This is a genomic window from Streptomyces sp. HNM0645 (assembly GCF_030056615.1).
Lineage (GTDB): Bacteria > Actinomycetota > Actinomycetes > Streptomycetales > Streptomycetaceae > Streptomyces > Streptomyces marianii.
Map to the genome: position 1 here is coordinate 1 of NZ_JASHLT010000028.1, position 18,768 is coordinate 18,768.

General features: G+C 71.7%; 19 protein-coding genes and 2 pseudogenes. 12 read left to right on the forward strand and 9 right to left on the reverse strand.

Annotated elements, in window-relative coordinates; translation table 11 throughout:
• The 7 genes and pseudogenes from QMZ92_RS20390 to QMZ92_RS20420 form a co-directional block, all read left to right on the forward strand.
• Window positions 1-382 (forward strand): annotated as a pseudogene (locus tag QMZ92_RS20390) (copper amine oxidase); the annotation flags it as partial.
• Window positions 383-512: 130 nt separating this feature from the next.
• Window positions 513-1,331, forward strand: coding sequence for a barstar family protein (locus QMZ92_RS20395; protein WP_283298815.1), 819 nt, complete (start codon window positions 513-515; stop codon window positions 1,329-1,331).
• Window positions 1,332-1,522: 191 nt separating this feature from the next.
• Window positions 1,523-2,248 carry a dienelactone hydrolase family protein gene (locus QMZ92_RS20400; protein WP_283298816.1) on the forward strand — a complete coding sequence of 242 codons (726 nt, stop codon included), beginning with the start codon at window positions 1,523-1,525 and terminating at the stop codon, window positions 2,246-2,248.
• 95 nt (window positions 2,249-2,343) lie between these two features.
• The gene (locus tag QMZ92_RS36450) at window positions 2,344-2,547 is read left to right on the forward strand and encodes a hypothetical protein (RefSeq protein WP_502962101.1); all 204 of its coding nucleotides are present in this window, start codon (window positions 2,344-2,346) and stop codon (window positions 2,545-2,547) included.
• A gap of 49 nt (window positions 2,548-2,596) precedes the next feature.
• Window positions 2,597-2,809 (forward strand): annotated as a pseudogene (locus tag QMZ92_RS36455) (copper amine oxidase); the annotation flags it as partial.
• Between the two features lie 99 nt (window positions 2,810-2,908).
• On the forward strand, window positions 2,909-4,153 hold the full coding sequence (locus QMZ92_RS20410) for a DUF5919 domain-containing protein (protein ID WP_283298817.1): 1,245 nt from the start codon (window positions 2,909-2,911) through the stop codon (window positions 4,151-4,153).
• A gap of 309 nt (window positions 4,154-4,462) precedes the next feature.
• Window positions 4,463-5,176, forward strand: a complete 714-nt coding sequence (locus tag QMZ92_RS20420; RefSeq protein WP_283298818.1) for an exonuclease domain-containing protein — start codon at window positions 4,463-4,465, stop codon at window positions 5,174-5,176.
• Between the two features lie 58 nt (window positions 5,177-5,234).
• Here the strand turns inward: QMZ92_RS20420 and QMZ92_RS20425 are convergent, their stop codons facing one another.
• Window positions 5,235-6,086 carry a phosphotransferase enzyme family protein gene (locus QMZ92_RS20425; RefSeq protein WP_283298819.1) on the reverse strand — a complete coding sequence of 284 codons (852 nt, stop codon included), beginning with the start codon at window positions 6,084-6,086 and terminating at the stop codon, window positions 5,235-5,237.
• A 201-nt stretch (window positions 6,087-6,287) separates the two neighbouring features.
• On the opposite strand from QMZ92_RS20425, the gene mgt reads away from it, so the two are divergent.
• The 3 genes from mgt to QMZ92_RS20440 all read left to right on the forward strand — a co-directional run bounded on the left by mgt (window position 6,288) and on the right by QMZ92_RS20440 (window position 10,038).
• Window positions 6,288-7,487 (forward strand): macrolide-inactivating glycosyltransferase, encoded by a 1,200-nt coding sequence (gene mgt, locus QMZ92_RS20430; RefSeq protein ID WP_283298820.1) that lies wholly within the window; start codon window positions 6,288-6,290, stop codon window positions 7,485-7,487.
• Window positions 7,488-8,197: 710 nt separating this feature from the next.
• Window positions 8,198-9,400 (forward strand): S8 family peptidase, encoded by a 1,203-nt coding sequence (locus tag QMZ92_RS20435; RefSeq protein WP_283298821.1) that lies wholly within the window; start codon window positions 8,198-8,200, stop codon window positions 9,398-9,400.
• Window positions 9,401-9,477: 77 nt separating this feature from the next.
• Window positions 9,478-10,038, forward strand: a complete 561-nt coding sequence (locus QMZ92_RS20440; protein ID WP_283298822.1) for a DUF1697 domain-containing protein — start codon at window positions 9,478-9,480, stop codon at window positions 10,036-10,038.
• A 150-nt stretch (window positions 10,039-10,188) separates the two neighbouring features.
• Here the strand turns inward: QMZ92_RS20440 and QMZ92_RS20445 are convergent, their stop codons facing one another.
• Window positions 10,189-10,380, reverse strand: a complete 192-nt coding sequence (locus QMZ92_RS20445) for a DUF4236 domain-containing protein (protein ID WP_283298823.1) — start codon at window positions 10,378-10,380, stop codon at window positions 10,189-10,191.
• Window positions 10,381-10,577: 197 nt separating this feature from the next.
• On the opposite strand from QMZ92_RS20445, the gene QMZ92_RS20450 reads away from it, so the two are divergent.
• Window positions 10,578-11,042 carry a hypothetical protein gene (locus QMZ92_RS20450; protein WP_283298824.1) on the forward strand — a complete coding sequence of 155 codons (465 nt, stop codon included), beginning with the start codon at window positions 10,578-10,580 and terminating at the stop codon, window positions 11,040-11,042.
• Between the two features lie 89 nt (window positions 11,043-11,131).
• Window positions 11,132-11,824, forward strand: coding sequence for a mycothiol-dependent nitroreductase Rv2466c family protein (locus QMZ92_RS20455; RefSeq protein WP_283298825.1), 693 nt, complete (start codon window positions 11,132-11,134; stop codon window positions 11,822-11,824).
• Between the two features lie 215 nt (window positions 11,825-12,039).
• Here QMZ92_RS20455 and QMZ92_RS20460 read toward each other — a convergent pair whose 3' ends face one another.
• The 7 genes from QMZ92_RS20460 to cysC form a co-directional block, all read right to left on the reverse strand.
• On the reverse strand, window positions 12,040-12,840 hold the full coding sequence (locus tag QMZ92_RS20460) for a sirohydrochlorin chelatase (protein ID WP_283298826.1): 801 nt from the start codon (window positions 12,838-12,840) through the stop codon (window positions 12,040-12,042).
• 10 nt (window positions 12,841-12,850) lie between these two features.
• A complete protein-coding gene (locus tag QMZ92_RS20465) occupies window positions 12,851-13,765 on the reverse strand; it encodes an ABC transporter permease (protein ID WP_283298827.1) in 915 nt (304 codons plus the stop codon).
• Window positions 13,752-14,543 carry an ABC transporter ATP-binding protein gene (locus tag QMZ92_RS20470; protein WP_283298828.1) on the reverse strand — a complete coding sequence of 264 codons (792 nt, stop codon included), beginning with the start codon at window positions 14,541-14,543 and terminating at the stop codon, window positions 13,752-13,754. Before QMZ92_RS20470 ends, QMZ92_RS20465 begins: the two co-directional genes overlap by 14 nt.
• A 42-nt stretch (window positions 14,544-14,585) precedes the next feature.
• Window positions 14,586-15,689 carry an aliphatic sulfonate ABC transporter substrate-binding protein gene (locus QMZ92_RS20475; protein WP_283298829.1) on the reverse strand — a complete coding sequence of 368 codons (1,104 nt, stop codon included), beginning with the start codon at window positions 15,687-15,689 and terminating at the stop codon, window positions 14,586-14,588.
• Between the two features lie 228 nt (window positions 15,690-15,917).
• Entirely contained in the window at window positions 15,918-17,258 is a 1,341-nt protein-coding gene (locus tag QMZ92_RS20480) for a sulfate adenylyltransferase subunit 1 (protein ID WP_283298831.1), read from the reverse strand.
• A gap of 2 nt (window positions 17,259-17,260) precedes the next feature.
• Window positions 17,261-18,199, reverse strand: a complete 939-nt coding sequence (cysD, locus tag QMZ92_RS20485; protein ID WP_283298832.1) for a sulfate adenylyltransferase subunit CysD — start codon at window positions 18,197-18,199, stop codon at window positions 17,261-17,263.
• On the reverse strand, window positions 18,196-18,735 hold the full coding sequence (gene cysC, locus QMZ92_RS20490; RefSeq protein ID WP_283298833.1) for an adenylyl-sulfate kinase: 540 nt from the start codon (window positions 18,733-18,735) through the stop codon (window positions 18,196-18,198). The genes cysD and cysC overlap by 4 nt, the downstream gene beginning before the upstream one ends.
• Between the last annotated feature and the right edge of the window lie 33 nt (window positions 18,736-18,768).

Sequence of the window (18,768 nt, forward strand, 5' to 3'; positions counted from 1 at the left end):
GCGCCCCCGGAGGGCCGCCTCCGTGGCGGCCGCAGCCGTGCTGCTCGGCGGCGCGCTGACCGCGGCCGGCCCCACCACGGCCGGAGCGGCACCGGGGGCGGGCCCCACCCCGCCGCCCGCCCCGGGCTGCAGCGCGCCCTACCGGGTCACGCAGAGGCTCGCCGGCGGAACCACCTGGCGCATGTGCTGGCACTACGACTCCTCCGCCGGGCTCGTCCCGGACGACGTCAGCTACCAGCCGCGCGGCGAGGCCCGGCCGATCCGCGTGCTGACCAGTGCCAAGCTCGCGCAGGTGCACGTCCCCTACGACAACGGCCAGGCCGAGTACGACGACCTCACCGGCTTCGGCTACGGACTGCTTCTCTGCACTTCACTCTCATGAGTGAAGGCGGGTATGAGGCTCGTCAAAGGGCCTCCGAGACGGATGGGATGGGGTCAGGGGTGGTGGCGGCACCGGCGGCCGCCGGGCAGATCCCCCGGCGTCGGTAAGATCAGCGCTCTCATGGGGGGCGATGCGAACATCGGGGCAGGGCGGCGAGGGGCAGAAGTACGCGCTGACCTCGGATGAGGACGACAGCGATTTCTGGGGCTTCGCTCAGGAGGCAGAGGGGTTGTTCACGCCCCTGCCGGGTGAGGAGGGCGCGCGCCGAGTGCACCTCGCGGGTTGCCTCCCGCAGGGTGGCCTACTGAGGTGCGTTGACCACGTCGGCAGCCGTCGTGCCGTGGCGGGGAACGCCTGGTTCGAGCTCCTCGACGGTGACGGTGCCACCATGGGGTCCTACTTCGTCAACGAGGTCACCGTCATCGACGTCAAGCCCTCCGCCAGCGGTGCCGGCCTCTTCGACCTCACGGTGACGCTCTGGTGCGAGAACGCCCTTCCCGGAGCTGAACGACGGTGGGAGCTGGTCCGCACCGGTCGCCTGAATCACACCGGAACGTGGTACGAAGTCGCGCCCGAGGACCGACACGCGTGGCTGTCGGTGGCCCTGTGGTCCCGGGAGTACCAGCGCCGGGGGAAGCCCGATGCGCCTGCGGGTCAGGTGTTCACCTTGGACGGCCGACATGTCGTTGACCGGGATACCTTCTACTGCGCGATCGGTGAGGCCGTCAACGGACCCGGTGGATATTTCGGCTGGAACCTGAACGCTCTGGACGACTGTCTGAGAGGCGGCTGGGGCGCGACCACTCCGTTCACCTTGCACTGGGACTTCTCGGCCGAGGCTCGGACGCGGTTGGCGGAGCGCGTGCCCGTCGGCGATCGTGAGCTTGTGCTGTTCGACCTGCTCCTGGAGATCTTCGAGGAACGAGGTGTGAGCGTCATCCTTCGGTGAGAGCCCGTGAACAAACCCCGTCTGCGCGCAGCGGCGTCCGGTGCGCCCGCCCTTCGGGCGGACGGCGGTTTGTTCACAGGCTCTGGGCTGAACTGCTGACGGGGTGGTTCCGGAACACGCCGGAGACATGCCTTCTGCCAGCGGCAGAACACCGGCCCGACCGGGCTCAAGGATCACTACGGTCCAGGCTCATGACGACAGTCACGACGCGCACGATCGAATACGCGGCCGACGGCCTGACGATGATCGGGCACCTCGCGCTCCCGGCCGGTGTCGACCGCCGGCCCGCGGTCCTGGTCGGGCCCGAGGGGGTGGGGCTCAGCGACGTCGAGCGCCGCCGGGCCGATGCGCTCGCCGAGCTGGGATACGTGGCGCTGGCCTTCGACCTCCACGGCGGGCGCTACTTGGGCGACCCTGAGGAGATGTTGGCCCGTTGCATGCCGCTGCTCGCCGACCCCGACCGGATGCGAGGCATCGGCCACGCGGCGCTCAACGTGCTCCGCGCCGAGCCGCGGACCGACCCGGACCGGATCGCCGCCGTCGGCTACGGCACCGGGGGCGCAATCGTGCTGGAACTCGGGCGCGACGGCGTCGACCTGCGCGCGATCGCGACAGTCAACGGACTGACCACGGGCCGACCAGGCGAGACGGCGCGCATTCACTGCCCGGTGTGGGCCGGGGTCGGGTCGGAAGACCCGATCATGCCGCCCGCGCAACGGGACGCATTCACCGCCGAGATGCAGGCTGCGGGCGTAGACTGGCGCCTCGTGGTCTACGGCGGCGCCTTGCACGCCTTCCATCACCCACCGGTCGACCACATCGTGCTTCCCGGGGTCGGTCATCACCCTCAGCACGCGCAGCGAGCTTGGCGGGACGTCGTCGATCTGCTCGCCGAATGCCTGCCCATAACGGAGTGATCTGGGCAGACTGGCTTTTGTTCACAGGCTCTGACGGCTCGTTGCCTCGAGGCATCGCTCTGGGGAGCGTCATTCGGACTCCTGCGGACGGCAGCGTGCGGATGCTCGGACGGCTGGTCGCTGAGCTCGGTGCCGGGGACGCCCGGGCCATGCGCTGGTGGCGCGTGGTCAGCTCGAAGGACCGCAACGCCGACGGTCACGCCCGCATATACGAGATCGTGCCCGACCCGACCGCCAAGCACGCCGGACGTCCTTGCACCCGCCACGACGTCTACTTCACCCAGAACCGCGCCCCGTGAGCAGTTCGCCGGCAACAACACCCTCGACTGCGGCCCGAACGCGCCCGACAGCGTGGACGGATGGGTCAACGGCGAGAAGCTCGCCAACCCGGTCGTGTGGGTCCACGTCGGCTTCCACCACGTCGCCCGGGACGAGGACCAGCAGCCGATGCCCGACCACTGGCAGGGCTTCCAGCTCGCGCCCAGGGACGTCACGGCTATGAATCCGCTCACCCCGGCCGACCTCGCGGACCGGAACGGTGCGCCTCCGGAGGGGAGTTGAGAGAGGAGCCTGTGGATCCTGCTGCACCGCGTCCCGCTCCCGGAGTACCCTTCCTTGATCGTTGAAGACGGGTGTGCGGGAGCAGAAGGCGGTGCGCGGGTGAGCTCGGGAGGGCTTGAGCTACCCCCAGGTGACACGGGTCACGACGGGGACTCCTCCGACGCGCCGCCGGGCGCCGTCTCCCTCGCCCGGCCGGTGGACACGGGATCCGAGATCGGTCCCGAACTGGACTGGAGCGCGGACGCCTGGAGCGAGGTGCGCACCCGCGCGCAGCGGGCCGGGCGGGCGTACATCTGGCTGAATCTGGTCGAACAGCGGCTGCGTGCCGTCGTGGCCGCGGTGCTGAGGCCCATCTACGAACCCGTGCACGGCGAGGAGTGGGTCGTCGCCGCGGCGGGACCGGCCGGGCAGGAGTGGGTGCAGCGCGCCGTCGCGGTACGGGAGGTCAGCCGGCGCAAGGGCTACCTGCTGGACCCCGCCGACGACAACGTCCTCAGCTTCCTCACGCTGCCGCAGCTGCGGGAACTGATGGTCCAGCACTGGCCCTGCTTCGAACCGTACTTCGACGACCGGCGCGACGTGGAACTGGCGCTGGACGAGCTGGAGGTCGCGCGGAACGTCGTCTCCCGCAACCGGGCGCTCAACGAGACGGTGCTGGCCCAGGCCGAACGGGCCTCGGCGCGGCTGCTGGAGATCCTCGGCAGCGGCGCCGGCGTGCCGTCCGCCGACCGGCTCCCGGTCGACGCGGTCGAGGACCTGGTGGGGGACCGGTACGCGGACGTGGTCTCCATCCACCCCGACCGCGTGCGGCTGCAGCGGCAGCTTCCGGCGGAGGACCTGTTCGGGGGCGCACGGCGCCTCGACGCCGTCGGCATAGGCCTCAACCTGCTGGTGCAGAACTTCTCCGGACGCCGGCTGGTGCGGCTGGCGGAATCCGGCTGCCGGGTGCGACTGCTCTTCCTCAATCCGGCGAGCAGCGCGGTGAAGCGCCGCGAGCGCGAGCTCGGCCTGCGCAAGGGGGAGCTGAGCCGGGCGGTGGAGATGAACATCCTCCACATGCGGCGGGTGCGGTCGCGGCTCCGCGACCCCGGGGCGTTCGAGATCCACGTCTTCGACGAGACCCCGCGCTTCACCGCGTATCTCGTCGACGGGGACGGGGCGGACGGGCTCGCCGTCGTCCAGACGTACCTCCGGCGGGCCCGCGGCATGGAGGCGCCGGTGCTCGTCCTGCGCGGCGGGGGCCGGTCGGTGGTGAGATCCGGCCAGGAAACCGAGCACGGGCTGTTCCAGACCTACCGTGAGGAGTTCGAGTCGGTCTGGGCGGACTCCCGGCCGGTGTCCTGAACGGGCCGCGCCACGGGGCCGGCCGGGTGCGCCGATGGCCGGGGGAACGTCCACGGGGCGGCATGCCGCCGACGGCCCCGTGGAGGGACTGTCAGTGCCGCGTGCGAGAGTTTTCCGTCAGCAGGACCGACAAGGGGGGACGATGACCTGGCACCGCGAGCCACTGGTGGGCTCCGCTCCGGAGACGACGGGCACGGACCCGCTCCCGGCGCGGACCGTGACGGCGGCCGGCACTGAGGACGTGTCCCGGCCGTCTCGTCCCGTCGCCGAGTGTCGGGCTGCGGTCCGTGCCGGAGCGGGTGTCGCGGGATGAGCTGGATCACCGGGCCCCTGGCGGCCTTCGACCTGGAGACCACCGGTACGGACGTCGAGACCGACCGCGTCGTCACCGCGGCGGTCGTGCGACTGGAGCCGGGCGGGGACGTCTCGGAGGAACGGACCTGGCTGCTCGATCCCGGGGTCGTGATACCCGAACAGGCCTCCGCGATCCACGGCGTCTCGACGGCCCACGCCCGCGAGCACGGAGTTCCGGCCGCGTCCGCGATCGAGGACATCGCGGAGGCCGTTGCCGGGGTCCTGCGCTCGGGGATCCCGTTGGTCGTGATGAACGCGCGCTACGACCTGTCGCTGCTGGACCGCGAATGCCGGCGCTACGGGCTGGAGTCGGTCACCGAGCGGCTGGGGACCGCGCCCGTGCCGGTCGTCGACCCCCTGGTGATCGACAAGCACGTCGACAAGTACCGCAAGGGCAAACGCGCCCTGCACGCGCTGTGTGCGCACTACGGCGTTCCGCTCGAGGACGCGCACGACGCCAGGGCGGACGCGGTGGCTGCGGCTCGCGTGGTGCGGCGCATGGGCGAGCGGCACCGGCCCGTCGGGAGGATGCCCCTGACGGCCCTGCACGAGCTCCAGGTGCGTGCGGCTGCCGCGCAGTCGGCCTCACTGCAGGAGTACCTGAGGCGGACCACGAACCCGACGGCGGTCGTCGAGTCGGCCTGGCCGGTCATCCCGCGGAGCCGATGACCCGGTCGAGGGCGAGAGCCTTCGTGCCGGCCGCCCGCAGCCGAGGAGCGGGGGAGCGTCAGAACGGGTGCCAGCGCACCTCGGGGTCGTCCGCGCGCAGCGACGCGACACGGCGGCGGAACTCGGCGAGGGCACGGGGGTTCGCGGGGGTGTGCTGCGCCACCCAGGCGCAGCTCGCCGTCTCCCGTGCGCCGCGCAGGACCGCGCAGCCGTCCCACGCGCGGACGTCCCACCCGTAGGCGTCGGTGAACGCGTCGTACGCCGCCGGGTCGAGCCCGTAGCGGTCGCGCGAGAGAGCCAGCACGACCAGGTCGTGCTCGCGCAGATCGGAGGAGAAGGTCTCCAGGTCGACGAGGACCGGACCGTCGGGCCCGACGAGCACGTTGCGGGGGAGCGCGTCGCCGTGGATCGGCCCGCGCGGCAGGTGCGGCGTCAGTGCGGCGGCCGCGGCCGCGAAGCCGTCCCGGCGCTCCCGCAGATAGGCCGCGTCCGCCGGGTCGATCGCGTCGCCCGCCAGCCGCAGCCAGCGCTCCACACCTCCGAGCAGTTCCCGCCCCGGCAGCGCGAACGGCGCCTCCGGCAGCCTGTGCACCCGGCGCAGCAGCGGCGCCAGATCACGTGGCTCCGCAGGGCGCACCGCTTCGGGCAGCCGGTGCCACACCGTCACCGGATGGCCCTCGACCAGCCGTGCCTCCGGCTCCGCGGCCCGTACCGCCGGGACACCCACGGCTTCCAGCCACTCGGACACCGCCAGCTCGCGCTCCGCGCGTTCCAGCAGTTCGGCGCTCCGCCCGATCCTCACCACGGTGCCGCCGGCCGCGAACACCGCGTTCTCGCCGAGCGCCAGCAGCTCCGCGGTCCGCGGCAGTCCGGCCGCCGCCAGCACCTCCCGCGCGCGTGTCTCGTCCATGGCGCGAATTCTCGCAACCCCACCTGCGGGGACGCGAATCCTCGCATCCCCGCAGGTGGGTCCGGCCGGGAGGAGTTGAGGAAGTGGCCGGCCGAGGACGGCGTCCCGGTACCCGCCCGCTACCGGCGCGACCGATGCCGCATCGGGCAGCGGCCCGGAATGAGATTGCACGAGACGTATCGTCTCGCTTAATGTGGGGGCATGACCGAAGCGAAGCGGGCCCACATCGCCATGTTCTCCATCGCAGCCCACGGGCACGTGAACCCGAGCATCGAAGTGATCCGGGAACTCGTGGCCCGCGGGCACCGCGTCAGTTACGCGATCCCGCCGTCCTTCGCCGGCAAGGTCGCCGCGACGGGTGCGGAACCGGTGCTGTGGAACTCCACGCTGCCGACCGACGGCGATCCGGAGGTCTGGGGCACCGAACCGATCGACCACATCGAGCCGTTCCTGAACGACGCGATCCAGGCGCTCCCGCAGTTCGCCGAGGCGTTCGCGGGGGACGAGCCGGACCTCGTCCTGCACGACATCACCTCCTACCCTGCGCGGGTCCTCGCCCACCGCTGGAACGTGCCCGCGATCTCCCTCTCGCCGAACCTCGTCGCCTGGGAGGGGTACGAGGAGGAGGTCGGCGAGCCGACGACCGCCGCGATCAGGGCCACCGAACGCGGCAGGGCCTACTACGCCCGGTTCGCGTCCTGGCTGTCGGAGAACGGGATCGGTGTCCACCCCGACTCCTTCGTCGGCCGCCCGGCCCGCTCCCTCGTGCTGATCCCCAGGGTGCTGCAGCCGAACGCCGACCGGGTCGACGAGCGAGTCCACTCCTTCGTCGGTGCCTGCCGGGGTGACCGCGCGGAGCAGGGGGAGTGGCGACGGCCCGCGGATGCCGGGAAGGTGCTGCTGGTCTCCCTCGGCTCGGCCTTCACCAAGCAGCCCGGCCTCTACCGCGAGTGCGTGAAGGCCTTCGGCGAACTGCCCGGCTGGCACGTGGTGTTGCAGATCGGCAAGTTCGTGGACCCGGCGGAGCTGGGAAGTGTGCCCGCGAACGTCGAGGTGCACGACTGGGTGCCGCAACAGGCGATCCTCAGGCAGGCGGACGCCTTCATCACCCACGCGGGCGCGGGCGGCAGCCAGGAAGGGCTGGCCACCGCCACGCCCATGGTCGCGATCCCGCAGGCGGTCGACCAGTTCGGCAACGCGGACATGCTCGCCTCGCTCGGCGTGGCCCGCCACCTGCCGATGGAGGACGCCACCGCGGACAACCTCCGGGAGGCCGTGCTCACCCTGTCGGGCGACCCTGAGGTGGCCCGTCGTCTGGAGGGGATCCGCCGCTCGATGCGCCTGGAGGGCGGTACGCGCCGCGCCGCCGACCTCATCGAGGCGGAACTGCCGCAGACCTGACGGCGGGTGCCGGCGGACGGGGCCGCGACGACGGTGCCCGGCCGCAGGCCCGACGTGCCCTCGTGTCCGCCGTGCCCATGTGCCCGTCTTCGCCCCGGAGCGTCGACGGGCAGTCGGGGGCCCCGTCCGGTCGCGGCCGTGTCCGCGGCCGTGTCCGCGGCCTCCGCAAGGGGTCCGGTGGGCCGGGCGAGGTCGCCGGCGTCCGGGCCCGTATTCGCCCCGCGACCGCCGGATGACCACGTCGTCCCGCGGGAGCGGCGCCCCCGTCCGGCCCCGCCGCTCACTCCGCGGCCTTCGCGCCCCACGTGCCGGAGGGGGTGTAAACCTCCCTTTCGGATCAAGCCGATCCTCCCGCCCCGCAAAGGCGGTTCACGCTTCCCGTCGGTGTGCCGCCGGTCTGCCGGTGCGTGATTTCCCTGTGCCCCGGCGTGCGCGGCGGCGTATACCCGTATTCCCCGTGGGCACGCCACGATTACCGCATGAGCACATTTCCTCGACAGAAATTCCCTGCCTGTGAGGGAAGTTCGAACGGTGGCCCGACTTGTGAAGTCCTGGCCGATTTCGTATTACAAACTCTTGTTGATCAAGTCGCACCTGGATGAAGGACTTGATCTGAGCCCGTCAATCGGTCAGGGTTTCGACTCAGCCCCGGAGATTTTCCTTCCGGGAGCGAATCCCCCCACAAATGATGACGAGGAGAACCCCTCTTCATGGCATCTCACAAGCGCACCAGCAGGATGAAGCTGACCGCGGCAATAACCGCCGTTGCGGCCGCCGCCGGAGTGACCGTCCTCAACACCTCGTTCGCCGGCGCGGCCCCCGTGCCCGCCGAGGGCAGGATCTACGGTGCGAACGCCGAAGGCGCCGTCGCCGGCAGCTACATCGTTCTGCTGGACGAGAAGACGGACAAGAAGAAGCTCGCCGAGGAGTACGGCGGCTCGCTCCAGCGCAATTACAGCTCGGCGGTGAACGGCTTCTCCGCCAGCGGCCTTTCGGAGACCGAGGCCAAGCGCCTCGCCGCCGACCCGGCCGTCGACAAGGTCGTCCAGAACAAGAAGTTCACCGTCAACGCCACCCAGGACAACCCGCCCTCGTGGGGCCTGGACCGTGTGGACCAGGCCGAAACCGCCGGGGACAGCAAGTACACCTATCCCGACAGCGCCGGCGAGGGCGTCACGGCGTACGTCATCGACACCGGGGTCCGGATCACGCACAAGGACTTCGAGGGCCGCGCCAGCCACGGCTTCGACGCCATCGACAACGACGAGACCGCCGACGACGGCAACGGCCACGGCACCCACGTGGCGGGCACCATCGCCGGCGCCTCCCACGGCGTGGCCAAGAAGGCGAAGATCGTCGCCGTGCGTGTGCTCGACGACAGCGGATCCGGCACCACCGAGCAGGTCGTCGCCGGCATCGACTGGGTCACCAAGAACCACCAGGGCCCGTCCGTGGCCAACATGAGCCTCGGCGGAGGTGCCGACCCCGCGCTCGACGAGGCCGTGCAGAAGGCCATCGCCGCCGGCATCACCTTCGGCGTCGCCGCGGGCAACGAGTCCAGCGACGCCGGCCAGGGTTCGCCCTCCCGCGTCGAGGAGGCCATCACCGTCGCCTCCTCGACCAAGGACGACGAGCAGTCCGACTTCTCCAACTTCGGCGCGGTCGTCGACCTCTACGCCCCGGGCTCGGACATCACCTCCGCCTGGAACGACAGCGATGAGGGCACCAAGACCATCTCCGGCACGTCCATGGCGACCCCGCACGTCGTCGGCGCCGCCGCGGTGTACCTCGCCGCGCACCAGGACGCCACGCCGGACCAGGTCGCCAAGGCCCTGACGGACGGCGCCACGCCCGACAAGATCGGCAACCCGAGCGAGGGCACGCCCAACAAGCTGCTGAAGGTCGTCGAGTAGCCGACCGGCCGACAGCATGATCCGGCGGCCGCCGTGCCCTCCCCCACGGGGCACGGCGGCCGTCCTATGGTGTGCGCATGGCGAAGACCCACGCGTACGCCGCGCTGCTGCGCGGCATCAACGTCGGCGGCCACCGCAAGGTCCCGATGTCCGACCTGCACAGCCTGGTGACGGACCTCGGCCACGGCCACGTACGCACCTACCTGCAGAGCGGCAACGCCGTGTTCACCAGCGAGACGGACGACGAGGACGCGCTCGCCCGCGGCATCGAACGGGCCGTCGAGGAGCGCTTCGGCTTCACCGTGGACTGCCTCGTCCGCGGCGGCCCGTACCTCGCCTCCGTCGTCGAGGAATGCCCCTTCCCGGCCGGCCGGCTCGAGGGGAGGCAGCTGCACGTCACCTACTTCTCGGAGCGAGTCGACCCGGACCGGTTCGCAGGCGTCGACCGGGACGCCCATCTGCCGGAGGACTTCCGGCTCGGGGAACGTGCACTGTACCTGTACACACCCGGTGGAATCGGCCGCTCCAAGCTGGCCGACGTGCTGGCGCGGTCGAGCGTGAGCAAGGGGCTCGTCGCCACGACCCGCAACTGGAACACCGTCGTCAAACTCGCGGAGATGACCGGGGACCCCGCCTGAGCCGGGAATCGACCGCCCTCGCCGGCCCCCGGACTCCGTCCCGACCGGCCACCGCAGGTGGTGTGCCGCGACTTGAGGACCCCGCGGAGCCGCCCCTTCCCTTCCCGCTCGCCGGGCGGTCCCCCGGACGCGCGGACACGTCTTCGCCGCTCAGCGCCGCCGGAAGTTCCGGTGCCAGCTGAAGCCGCCCGGCAGCCGCACCGACGCCCTGCGGTGACCACCGCTCCCCCGGGTGATGTGGGCCCGGCGCGTGCCGAGGCTCAGCGACCAGCCGTGCGTGCCGATGTTCAGGTGCAGCAGCTTCGGGACGATCGTGATCCGCTTGTGGTAATAGAGCGACATGTCGGCCTCCTCGCAGTCATCTTGCGCAGCCGGCTCGACGTCTGCGTCACGACGGCGCCACGGTCGTGTCACCGCGGCGCCGGGCGGTCATGCCCGGCCCCGACCGGGCATCCCCGGCGCCCACCGGAAGGACTTCCGGACAGACTCCCGGACGGGCGGACGGGCGCCTGTCGGTGCCGGGTCCTATCGTCGGTCCCATGTACGACGACGGTGACGGACCACCGCGCCCGGGCGGCACGCGTGAAGCACGGGCACGGGCCGCCGAGGTGCGGGTCGCGCTCGAAGGCATGCTGCAGATACGGCGGCTGACCAACACCGGCGCTGCCGACCCCGAGTCGGTGCCCGCCCCCTGGGAACGGGGCCGGATGGTCCGTGCCGTGGCCCTCGCGCTGGAGGCGGCCGGTATCGCCCCCTCCGCCGTCGACGCCGATTCCGGGCAGCGCGTCGCCACCGGATACCGCGTGGGCCCGACCCCGGACGAACCGGGCACGGTCACGGTTGAGTGGCTAGGACCCCGCGGCAGTGGGGCCGCCGGCGAGGAGGAGAGCGCCCTCGCCGACTGCGCCGGGGCCCTGCAACGCCTCGGCTGGGACGCCCTGCTGTACCGGGGGCGGAGCCGGCGCCGCTTCCTGGAGGTCCGTCCACCGCACCCTCAGGGCTGAACGGCCGGGCCGGTAGCGGCGAATGGCCCAGGAGAACCGGCGTCGACTGGCCCGGGCGGACTGGACACCCCGGTCCTAGGCTCACCGTCATGACCAAGTCCACCGAGCATCACGCTGACCGGCACGGCACGAGCGAGCACGGCACGAGCGAGCACCGCGACCACCTCGCCGAGACGCACCGCACCACCGTCGATTTCTGGTTCGACCCCGCCTGCCCCTTCGCCTGGATCACCTCGCGCTGGATGCTGGAGGTGGAGCGCCGGCGCCCGGTCGACGTCCGCTTCCACGCGATGAGCCTGCTCCTGCACAACCTCGGGAACGAACTTCCCGACTGGTACCGGGACCTGGTCGACCGCTCCATCGGACCGGTGCGCGTCGCGGTCGCTGCCGCCGAGCAGCACGGCGAGCACGTCCTGCGCGACCTCTACACCGCCATGGGCACCCGTATCCACCGGCAGAAGGCCGAGGACTTCGACACGGTGATCGCCGAGTCGCTGGCGGAGACGGGACTTCCCGCCACGCTCGCCGGTGCCGCGCACGACCCGGGCCACGACGACGCGGTGCGCCGCAGCCACCAGGCCGGGAAGGACCCGGCGGGGGACGGCTACGTCGGCACGCCCACCCTCCACGTGGACGGAGCCGTGTGGTTCGGGCCCGTTCTCAACTCCGTGCCCCGGGGCGAGGAGGCGGGGCGGCTCTTCGACAGCTTCCGCGTGCTCGCGGGGCACCCCGACTTCTTCGAGCTGAAGCGCACCCGCACGGGGAAGCTCGACCCGCACTGAACGCGCGGCGCACCGGGCCGGGGACACGCACGGAGCGCGCGGTGCGCCCAGCACGGAAACGCCGAGCCCGGAACGAGCCGAGCCGGACACCCCTGGGGGGGCCGCGGCGCACCGGGCCGGACACCTGGGTCCGCGGCGCACCGGGCCGGTCGACGTCCGAACCGCCGCCCGTACCGGGCCGCAGGGGCGCCCGTACGGTCTCCGGGAGCGGACGCTCAGCCCGCGGCGGCGAGGCGGCGTGCCGGCCGGGCCTCGTCGTACCGGCGCAGCATCAGCCGGGCCAGCTCCGGTGACGGGCCGAGGACGCCGGCCAGTACCTCGGCTCCCGCCGACCGGGCGCCGTCCGCGATTCGGTCGGGCAGCCGGCCCGGGGCGATGACGTACGGTGCCACCGCCACCCGGGCCACGCCTCCGGCGCGCAGAGCCCGCACCGCGTCCTCGGGACGGGGCGGGCTCCCGGCGGTGAGAGCGGAGGCGAACGCAGGCCGCACGGCGCACCAACCGGTGTGCCGCAGCTCCCGCGCCATGTCAGCGATCACTGCGATCGCCTCCGGGTCGGAGGAGCCCGCCGAGGCCAGGACGACCCCGGTCGAGCGCTTGTCGGCCGGGGTCAGCCCGGCCTCGAACAGCCGCTGTTCGACCGCGTCCAGCAGCAGCGGGGACGGGCCGAGCACATCCGCCTGGGTGATGCGGAGCCGCGGATGCCGCGCCCGCGCCTCGTCCAGCACCGACGGGATGTCCGACTTCGCGTGGAAGGCGCGGGTCAGCAGCAGCGGCAGCGCGACCACGTCCCCCACCCCGTCGTTCGCCATCCGCTCCAGGACCTGCGGCACGGACGGCGCGTTGAAGTCCAGGAACGCCGTGCCGACCCGCAGCTCGGGCTCCTGCGACCGGATGTGCCGTACGAGGGCGTGCACGGTCGCCGCGTGCCGCGGATCGCGGCTTCCGTGGGCGACGACGAGAAGGGCCGGCCGTTGAGGGCGCGCGGGGTGCGCGGGGCGGTGAGGGCGGTACACGGTGATCAGCTCAGCTCTTGACGAGAAGCCCGCGGCTGCGGAGCACCCAGCGCTCCAGCGGGCTGAACACGAGCAGGTCGACGGCGATGCCGACGATCAGGATCAGCAGGATCGCGAGGAACACGCCGGGCATGTCGATGTTGTTGCGGCCGTTCTCCAGCAGCTGGCCGAGGCCGAGACCCAGGTCGGGGGAGGAGGCGATGATCTCCGCCGCCATCAGCGAGCGCCAGGAGAAGGCCCAGCCCTGCTTCAGCCCCGCCAGATAGCCCGGGAGGGCGGCCGGCATGACGATGTGCCAGGTCCCCTTCAGCCCGGTGGCGCCGAGCGTCCGTCCGGCCCTCAGGAACAGAGGGGGCACCTGGTCGACGCCGGACACGAGTCCGTTCGCGATCGACGGCACGGCGCCGAGCAGGATCACCGCGTACATCATCGAGTCGTTCAGGCCCAGCCAGATGACGGCCGGCGGCACCCACGCCACCGACGGCAGCGACTGCAGACCGGACAGGATCGGGCCGATCGCGGCACGGACGAACTTCACCCGCGCCACGAGCAGACCGAGCGGCGTACCGATGGCGAGGGCCAGCAGGAAGCCGAGCAGACCGCGCGACACGCTGGTCCAGATGACGTCGAACAGGGTGCCCTGCAGCCACATGTCGGACAGACCCGTCCACACCGCGGACGGCGCGGGCAGTTTGTCCTCGGTCGTGACCTGTGCCGAGACCAGGACCTGCCACACCACGAGGACGAGGGCGACCGCGACGACCGGCGGCACGACCTTCTTCACGAGGAGCTCGCGCACCGGCGTGCGGCGGACCTCGACGGCTTCGAGCGCGTCCAGGCCGGCCTCGAGACCGGCGAGGTCGTCGCGCCCGGCGGGGGACGTGCCCGCCTTCGTGACGCCGTCGCGGACTTCAGTGCTGGCCATGTCGGCGGATCTCCCCACGCAGTTGTTCAGTGATCTCGACGGACAGCTCCGCCACAGCGGCGTCCTCGATACGGCGCGGCTGCGGGATGTCCACGGCCCACTCGCGGGCCACCCGGCCGGGCCGTGAGGACAGCAGGACCACGCGCTGGGCGAGCCGCACCGCCTCGCGGACGTTGTGCGTGACGAAGAGGACCGACACGTTCGTCTCGCGCCAGATCCGGGTCAGCTCGCCGTGCAGCACGTCACGCGTGATGGCGTCGAGAGCCGCGAACGGCTCGTCCATCAGCAGCAGATCGCTGTCCTGTGCGAGCGCCCGGGCCAGGGCGACCCGCTGGCGCATGCCGCCGGACAGCTCGTGGACGCGCTTGCCGTGCGCGCCGCCGAGCCGGACCAGCTCCAGCAGCCGCTCGGCCTCGGTACGGCGCCCGGCCTTGGGGACCCCGCGCAGCCGCAGGGCCAGTTCGATGTTCTTGCCCGCGGTCAGCCACGGGAAGAGGGCGTGCTCCTGGAACATCAGAGCGGGCCGTCCGCCGGGCGTCTCGATGGACCCGGCACTCGGCCGGTCCAGCCCCGCGACCAGGTTGAGCAGCGTGGACTTGCCGCATCCCGAAGCCCCCAGGATGGTGACGAACTCGCCGGGGGCGACATCGAGACTGATGTCGTCGAGGACGAGCTGCGATCCGGCCGGACCGGAGAAGGACTTCGAGACGTGCTCGATCCTGGCGGCGTGCGACACCGCGGTGGTGTCCTCGGCGGCCTCGGCGAATGTGGTGGCCATGGTCGTCACCTCCTGGGAACGTTCGGTTCGGGGACTCGCGTGCTACTTCGCGCCGAGGCCGGTGTCGGTGACCCCGGGCCTGCCCTCGGCCTTCAGCACCTTGTTCAGCAGCGTCAGGTCGTAGATGCCGTTCAGGTCGGGCTCGTCGATGAGCTCGGCCCTCACCGCCCACTCGGACTGCGTCCTGAGCGTGGCGGCCAGCGGGTCGTCCGTGATCCGGATGCTCGGCCAGGCCGGGTCGATGACCTCCGGGGCGAGCGCCTTGCCGGTCTCGGCCTTCAGGGCCGCGTTGGCGGACGCCTTGGCCTTCTCCGGGTTGGCGTTGATCCAGGCGTTCGTCCTCACCGTGCCGCGGAGCACGGCCTCGACGACGTCCGGGTGCTCCTTCAGGAACGTCTGCGACACGATGATGTTCGTGATCACGAACTTCCCGCCGGGCCACAGCGCCGTCTCGTCGAGGAGGACCCTCGCGCCCTCGGAGACCAGCTTGGACGCGGTCGGCTCCGGCACCCAGGCCCCGTCGATGGAGCCGGACTCGTAGGCGCCCGGGGTGACCTTGTTGTCCGTGCGGATCACGGAGACGTCGCCCTCGCCGCTCTCCGCGTCGACCTTCCAGCCCTTCCCGGAGGCCCAGTTCAGGAACGCGACGTCCTGGGTGTTGCCCTTCTGCGGGGTGGCGATCCGCTTGCCCTTGACGTCGTCCAGGGTCCTGATCCGGTCCGGGTTGACGACGAGCTTCACACCGCCGGACGCGGAACCGGAGACGATCCGCAGGTTCTTGCCCTTGGACTTCACGTACCCGTTGACGGACGGCGAGGGGCCGATGAAGCCGATGTCGAGGGAGCCGCCGTTGAGGGCCTCGATCGCGGACGGGCCCGCGTTGAAGGCCTGCGGTGCGAGCCTGGTGCCGCCGAGCTCCTTCTGGATGATCCCCTCCTGGACGCCGACGAGGGCGGTGGCGTGGGTCAGGTTCGGGAAGTAGCCGACGCGGACGGTGTCGGCGGAGAGCTTCCTGCCCTCGGCGGCCACCACGGGCCTCTCGTCGTCCTTGGCCTGGGAGCCGTAGCCGCAGGAGGTGGCCGCGACGGCCAGCAAGGGGAGCACGGCGGCGAGACCGCGGCGCAGGGTCGTACGGGATGCAGGCACGGGAGGCTTTTCCTCTCGGGGGCCCGGGCTCACGTCCCCCGGTGGTGGTTCCGGGTGGTGCGGGACGCGGCCGGGAGATCGGCAGGTCTGTGTCTTCGTCCGGGGTGCGGTCGGCGTGTCGCGCCGGTCATCGGACACATCGCGTGACACCTCCCGAACCCGCGCCGAGCACACCGCTGCCCACGCGGCCGCCCTCCTTGGCGAAGGTCGCGTACGCGTCGATCGTCATCAGAAGTCCCACCCCTCGTCGTCCCGGGCCGGCGCTGCCCCGGCGGTGGCGAAGGACTCGCCCGCCATCCCGGCCGCCAGGGTCGTACCGTCCGCCGGGTCGATGAGCAGGAAGGACCCGGTACGGCGGGAGTGCGCGTAGGCGTCGAGCGCCAGCGGCTCGGCGGTGCGGACCCGGACCCTGCCGATGTCATTGGCCACCAGTTGCCCGGGAGCCGGGTGCTGGGACAGGTCGTCGAGCGTCAGCCGCGACGGGATCTCCTTCACGATCGCCTTGACCGTGCGGGTGGTGTGCTTCAGCAGCACCCGCGCGCCCACCGTGAGCGGAGTGTCGGCCACATGGCAGACCGTGGCCTCGACGTCCTGCGTCGTGGCGGGCGCGTCGTCGCTCGGCACGACGATGTCGCCGCGGGAGACGTCGATGTCGTCCTCCAGCAGCAGCGTCACCGACTGCGGGGTCCAGGCGACGTCCACCGGCTCGCCCAGCAGGTCGATCCCCGCGATCCGCGACGTCCGGCCCGACGGCAGCACGGTCACGCCCTCGCCGACGCGGAACGTGCCGGCGGCGATCTGGCCCGCGTAGCCGCGGTAGTCCGGGTGCTCGGCGGTCTGCGGACGGATCACGTACTGCACCGGGAAGCGCGCGTGGCAGCCGGTCAGGTCGTGGCTCACCGGCACGGTCTCCAGGTGCTCCAGCACCGTCGGACCGCCGTACCAGTCCATGTTCGCGGAGGCGTCCACCACGTTGTCGCCGGACAGCGCCGAGATCGGGATCGCGGTGATCTCGGGGACGCCCAGCTCGCTCGCGTACGCCGTGAACTCCTCGGCGATCGCGGCGAAGACGGACTCCTCGTAGCCCACCAGGTCCATCTTGTTCACGGCGAGCACCACGTGCGGCACGCGCAGCAGCGCGGCGATCGCGGCGTGCCGGCGGGTCTGCTCGACCACGCCGTTGCGGGCGTCGACGAGGATCACCGTCAGCTCGGCCGTCGAGGCGCCCGTGACCATGTTCCGGGTGTACTGCACGTGCCCCGGGGTGTCGGCCAGGATGAACCGCCGCCGGGGCGTGGCGAAGTAGCGGTACGCCACGTCGATCGTGATGCCCTGCTCCCGCTCGGCCCGCAGACCGTCGGTGAGCAGCGCCAGGTCGGGTGCCTCCTGGCCGCGGGAGCGGGAGGCGTGCTCGACGGCCTCCAACTGGTCGGCGAGCACCGACTTGGAGTCGTGCAGCAGCCGGCCCACCAGGGTGGACTTGCCGTCGTCGACGGACCCGGCGGTGGCGAAGCGCAGCAGGGTGGTGGCCGACAACTGCTCGGCCGACTGCTCGGTGGAGGTGGTCATGTCTAGAAGTACCCTTCGCGCTTGCGGTCTTCCATCGCGGCCTCGGACAGCTTGTCGTCGGCGCGGGTCGCGCCCCGCTCGGTGAGCCGGGAGGCGGCGATCTCGGCGATCACGGCGTCCAGCGTGGTCGCGTCGGAGTCGACGGCGCCCGTGCAGGACATGTCGCCGACAGTGCGGTAGCGGATCAGCCGCTTCTCGGGCGTCTCGCCGTCCTTCGGGCCGCCCCAGTCGCCGGCGGTCAGCCACATCCCGTTGCGGGCGAAGACCTCCCGCTCGTGGGCGAAGTAGATCTCCGGCAGCTCGATCTTCTCGCGCTGGATGTACTGCCAGACGTCCAGCTCGGTCCAGTTGGAGAGGGGGAACACCCGGACGTGCTCACCAGGCGCGTGGCGGCCGTTGTAGAGCTGCCACAACTCGGGGCGCTGGCGCCGCGGGTCCCACTGGGAGAACTCGTCCCGCAGCGAGAACACCCGCTCCTTGGCCCGGGCCTTCTCCTCGTCGCGCCGCCCGCCGCCGAACACGGCGTCGAAGCGGTGCTGCTGGATGGCCTCCGTCAGCGGCACGGTCTGCAGCGGGTTGCGGGTGCCGTCGGGGCGCTCGCGGAGCACACCACGGTCGATGTAGTCCTGTACGGAGGCCACATGGAGCCGCAGACCGTGTTGTGCGACCACACGGTCCCGGTACTCGATGACCTCAGGGAAGTTGTGCCCCGTGTCCACGTGCAGCAGCGAGAACGGGATCGCCGCGGGAGCGAACGCCTTCAGCGCGAGATGCAGCATGACGATGGAGTCCTTGCCGCCGGAGAAGAGGACCACCGGCCGCTCGAACTCGCCCGCCACCTCGCGGAAGATGTGCACCGCCTCGGACTCCAGCGCGTCCAGGTGCGTCAGAGCGTACGGGTTGTCCGTGCTCCCGCCCACGACGTCGATGCTGGTCGTCATGCCAGTCCCCTCTCGATGAGCAGCGCGTGCAGCGCCTGCGCCGACTCCTGCACGGTCTGGGTGTGCGACTCGATCCGCAGGTCCGGGGACTCCGGTGCCTCGTACGGGTCGTCCACCCCGGTCAGGCCGCTGATCTCGCCGGCCGCCTGCCGGGCGTACAGGCCCTTGACGTCGCGCACCGCGCACACGTCGACCGGGGTCGCCACATGCACCTCCACGTACGGCGTGCCCTCGGCCCCGTGCCGCTTGCGGACGGCCTCTCGGCTGTCCGCGTACGGGGCGATCACCGGCACCAGGACCGTCACACCGTTGGACGCCAGCAGTTCGGCGACGAAACCGATCCGCTGGACGTTGGTGTGCCGGTCCTCACGGCTGAAGCCGAGGCCCGCGGACAGGAACTCGCGGATCTCGTCGCCGTCGAGCACCTCGACGCGGTGGCCCCCGCCGCGCAGCCGGCCCGCCAGCTCGTACGCGATGGTGGTCTTGCCCGCGCTCGGCAGCCCGGTGAGCCAGATCGTGGCCCCAGTCACGTGCATCTCCCGTTGGTTCAGGGTCGGTTCGGTCGGATG

What these genes read in the sequence shown, in the direction of transcription:
- cysD (WP_283298832.1), bottom strand. Translation starts at nt 18,199, where the DNA reads ATGACGACCAGCATCGACGTCGTGGGCGGGAGCACGGACAACCCGTAC.
- mgt (WP_283298820.1), top strand. Translation starts at nt 6,288, where the DNA reads ATGACCGAAGCGAAGCGGGCCCACATCGCCATGTTCTCCATCGCAGCC.
- QMZ92_RS20465 (WP_283298827.1), bottom strand. Translation starts at nt 13,765, where the DNA reads ATGGCCAGCACTGAAGTCCGCGACGGCGTCACGAAGGCGGGCACGTCC.
- QMZ92_RS20425 (WP_283298819.1), bottom strand. Translation starts at nt 6,086, where the DNA reads ATGGACGAGACACGCGCGCGGGAGGTGCTGGCGGCGGCCGGACTGCCG.
- QMZ92_RS20445 (WP_283298823.1), bottom strand. Translation starts at nt 10,380, where the DNA reads ATGTCGCTCTATTACCACAAGCGGATCACGATCGTCCCGAAGCTGCTG.
- QMZ92_RS20400 (WP_283298816.1), top strand. Translation starts at nt 1,523, where the DNA reads ATGACGACAGTCACGACGCGCACGATCGAATACGCGGCCGACGGCCTG.
- QMZ92_RS20395 (WP_283298815.1), top strand. Translation starts at nt 513, where the DNA reads ATGCGAACATCGGGGCAGGGCGGCGAGGGGCAGAAGTACGCGCTGACC.
- QMZ92_RS20470 (WP_283298828.1), bottom strand. Translation starts at nt 14,543, where the DNA reads ATGGCCACCACATTCGCCGAGGCCGCCGAGGACACCACCGCGGTGTCG.
- QMZ92_RS20420 (WP_283298818.1), top strand. Translation starts at nt 4,463, where the DNA reads ATGAGCTGGATCACCGGGCCCCTGGCGGCCTTCGACCTGGAGACCACC.
- QMZ92_RS20455 (WP_283298825.1), top strand. Translation starts at nt 11,132, where the DNA reads ATGACCAAGTCCACCGAGCATCACGCTGACCGGCACGGCACGAGCGAG.
- QMZ92_RS20440 (WP_283298822.1), top strand. Translation starts at nt 9,478, where the DNA reads ATGGCGAAGACCCACGCGTACGCCGCGCTGCTGCGCGGCATCAACGTC.
- cysC (WP_283298833.1), bottom strand. Translation starts at nt 18,735, where the DNA reads ATGCACGTGACTGGGGCCACGATCTGGCTCACCGGGCTGCCGAGCGCG.
- QMZ92_RS20480 (WP_283298831.1), bottom strand. Translation starts at nt 17,258, where the DNA reads ATGACCACCTCCACCGAGCAGTCGGCCGAGCAGTTGTCGGCCACCACC.
- QMZ92_RS20450 (WP_283298824.1), top strand. Translation starts at nt 10,578, where the DNA reads ATGTACGACGACGGTGACGGACCACCGCGCCCGGGCGGCACGCGTGAA.
- QMZ92_RS20435 (WP_283298821.1), top strand. Translation starts at nt 8,198, where the DNA reads ATGGCATCTCACAAGCGCACCAGCAGGATGAAGCTGACCGCGGCAATA.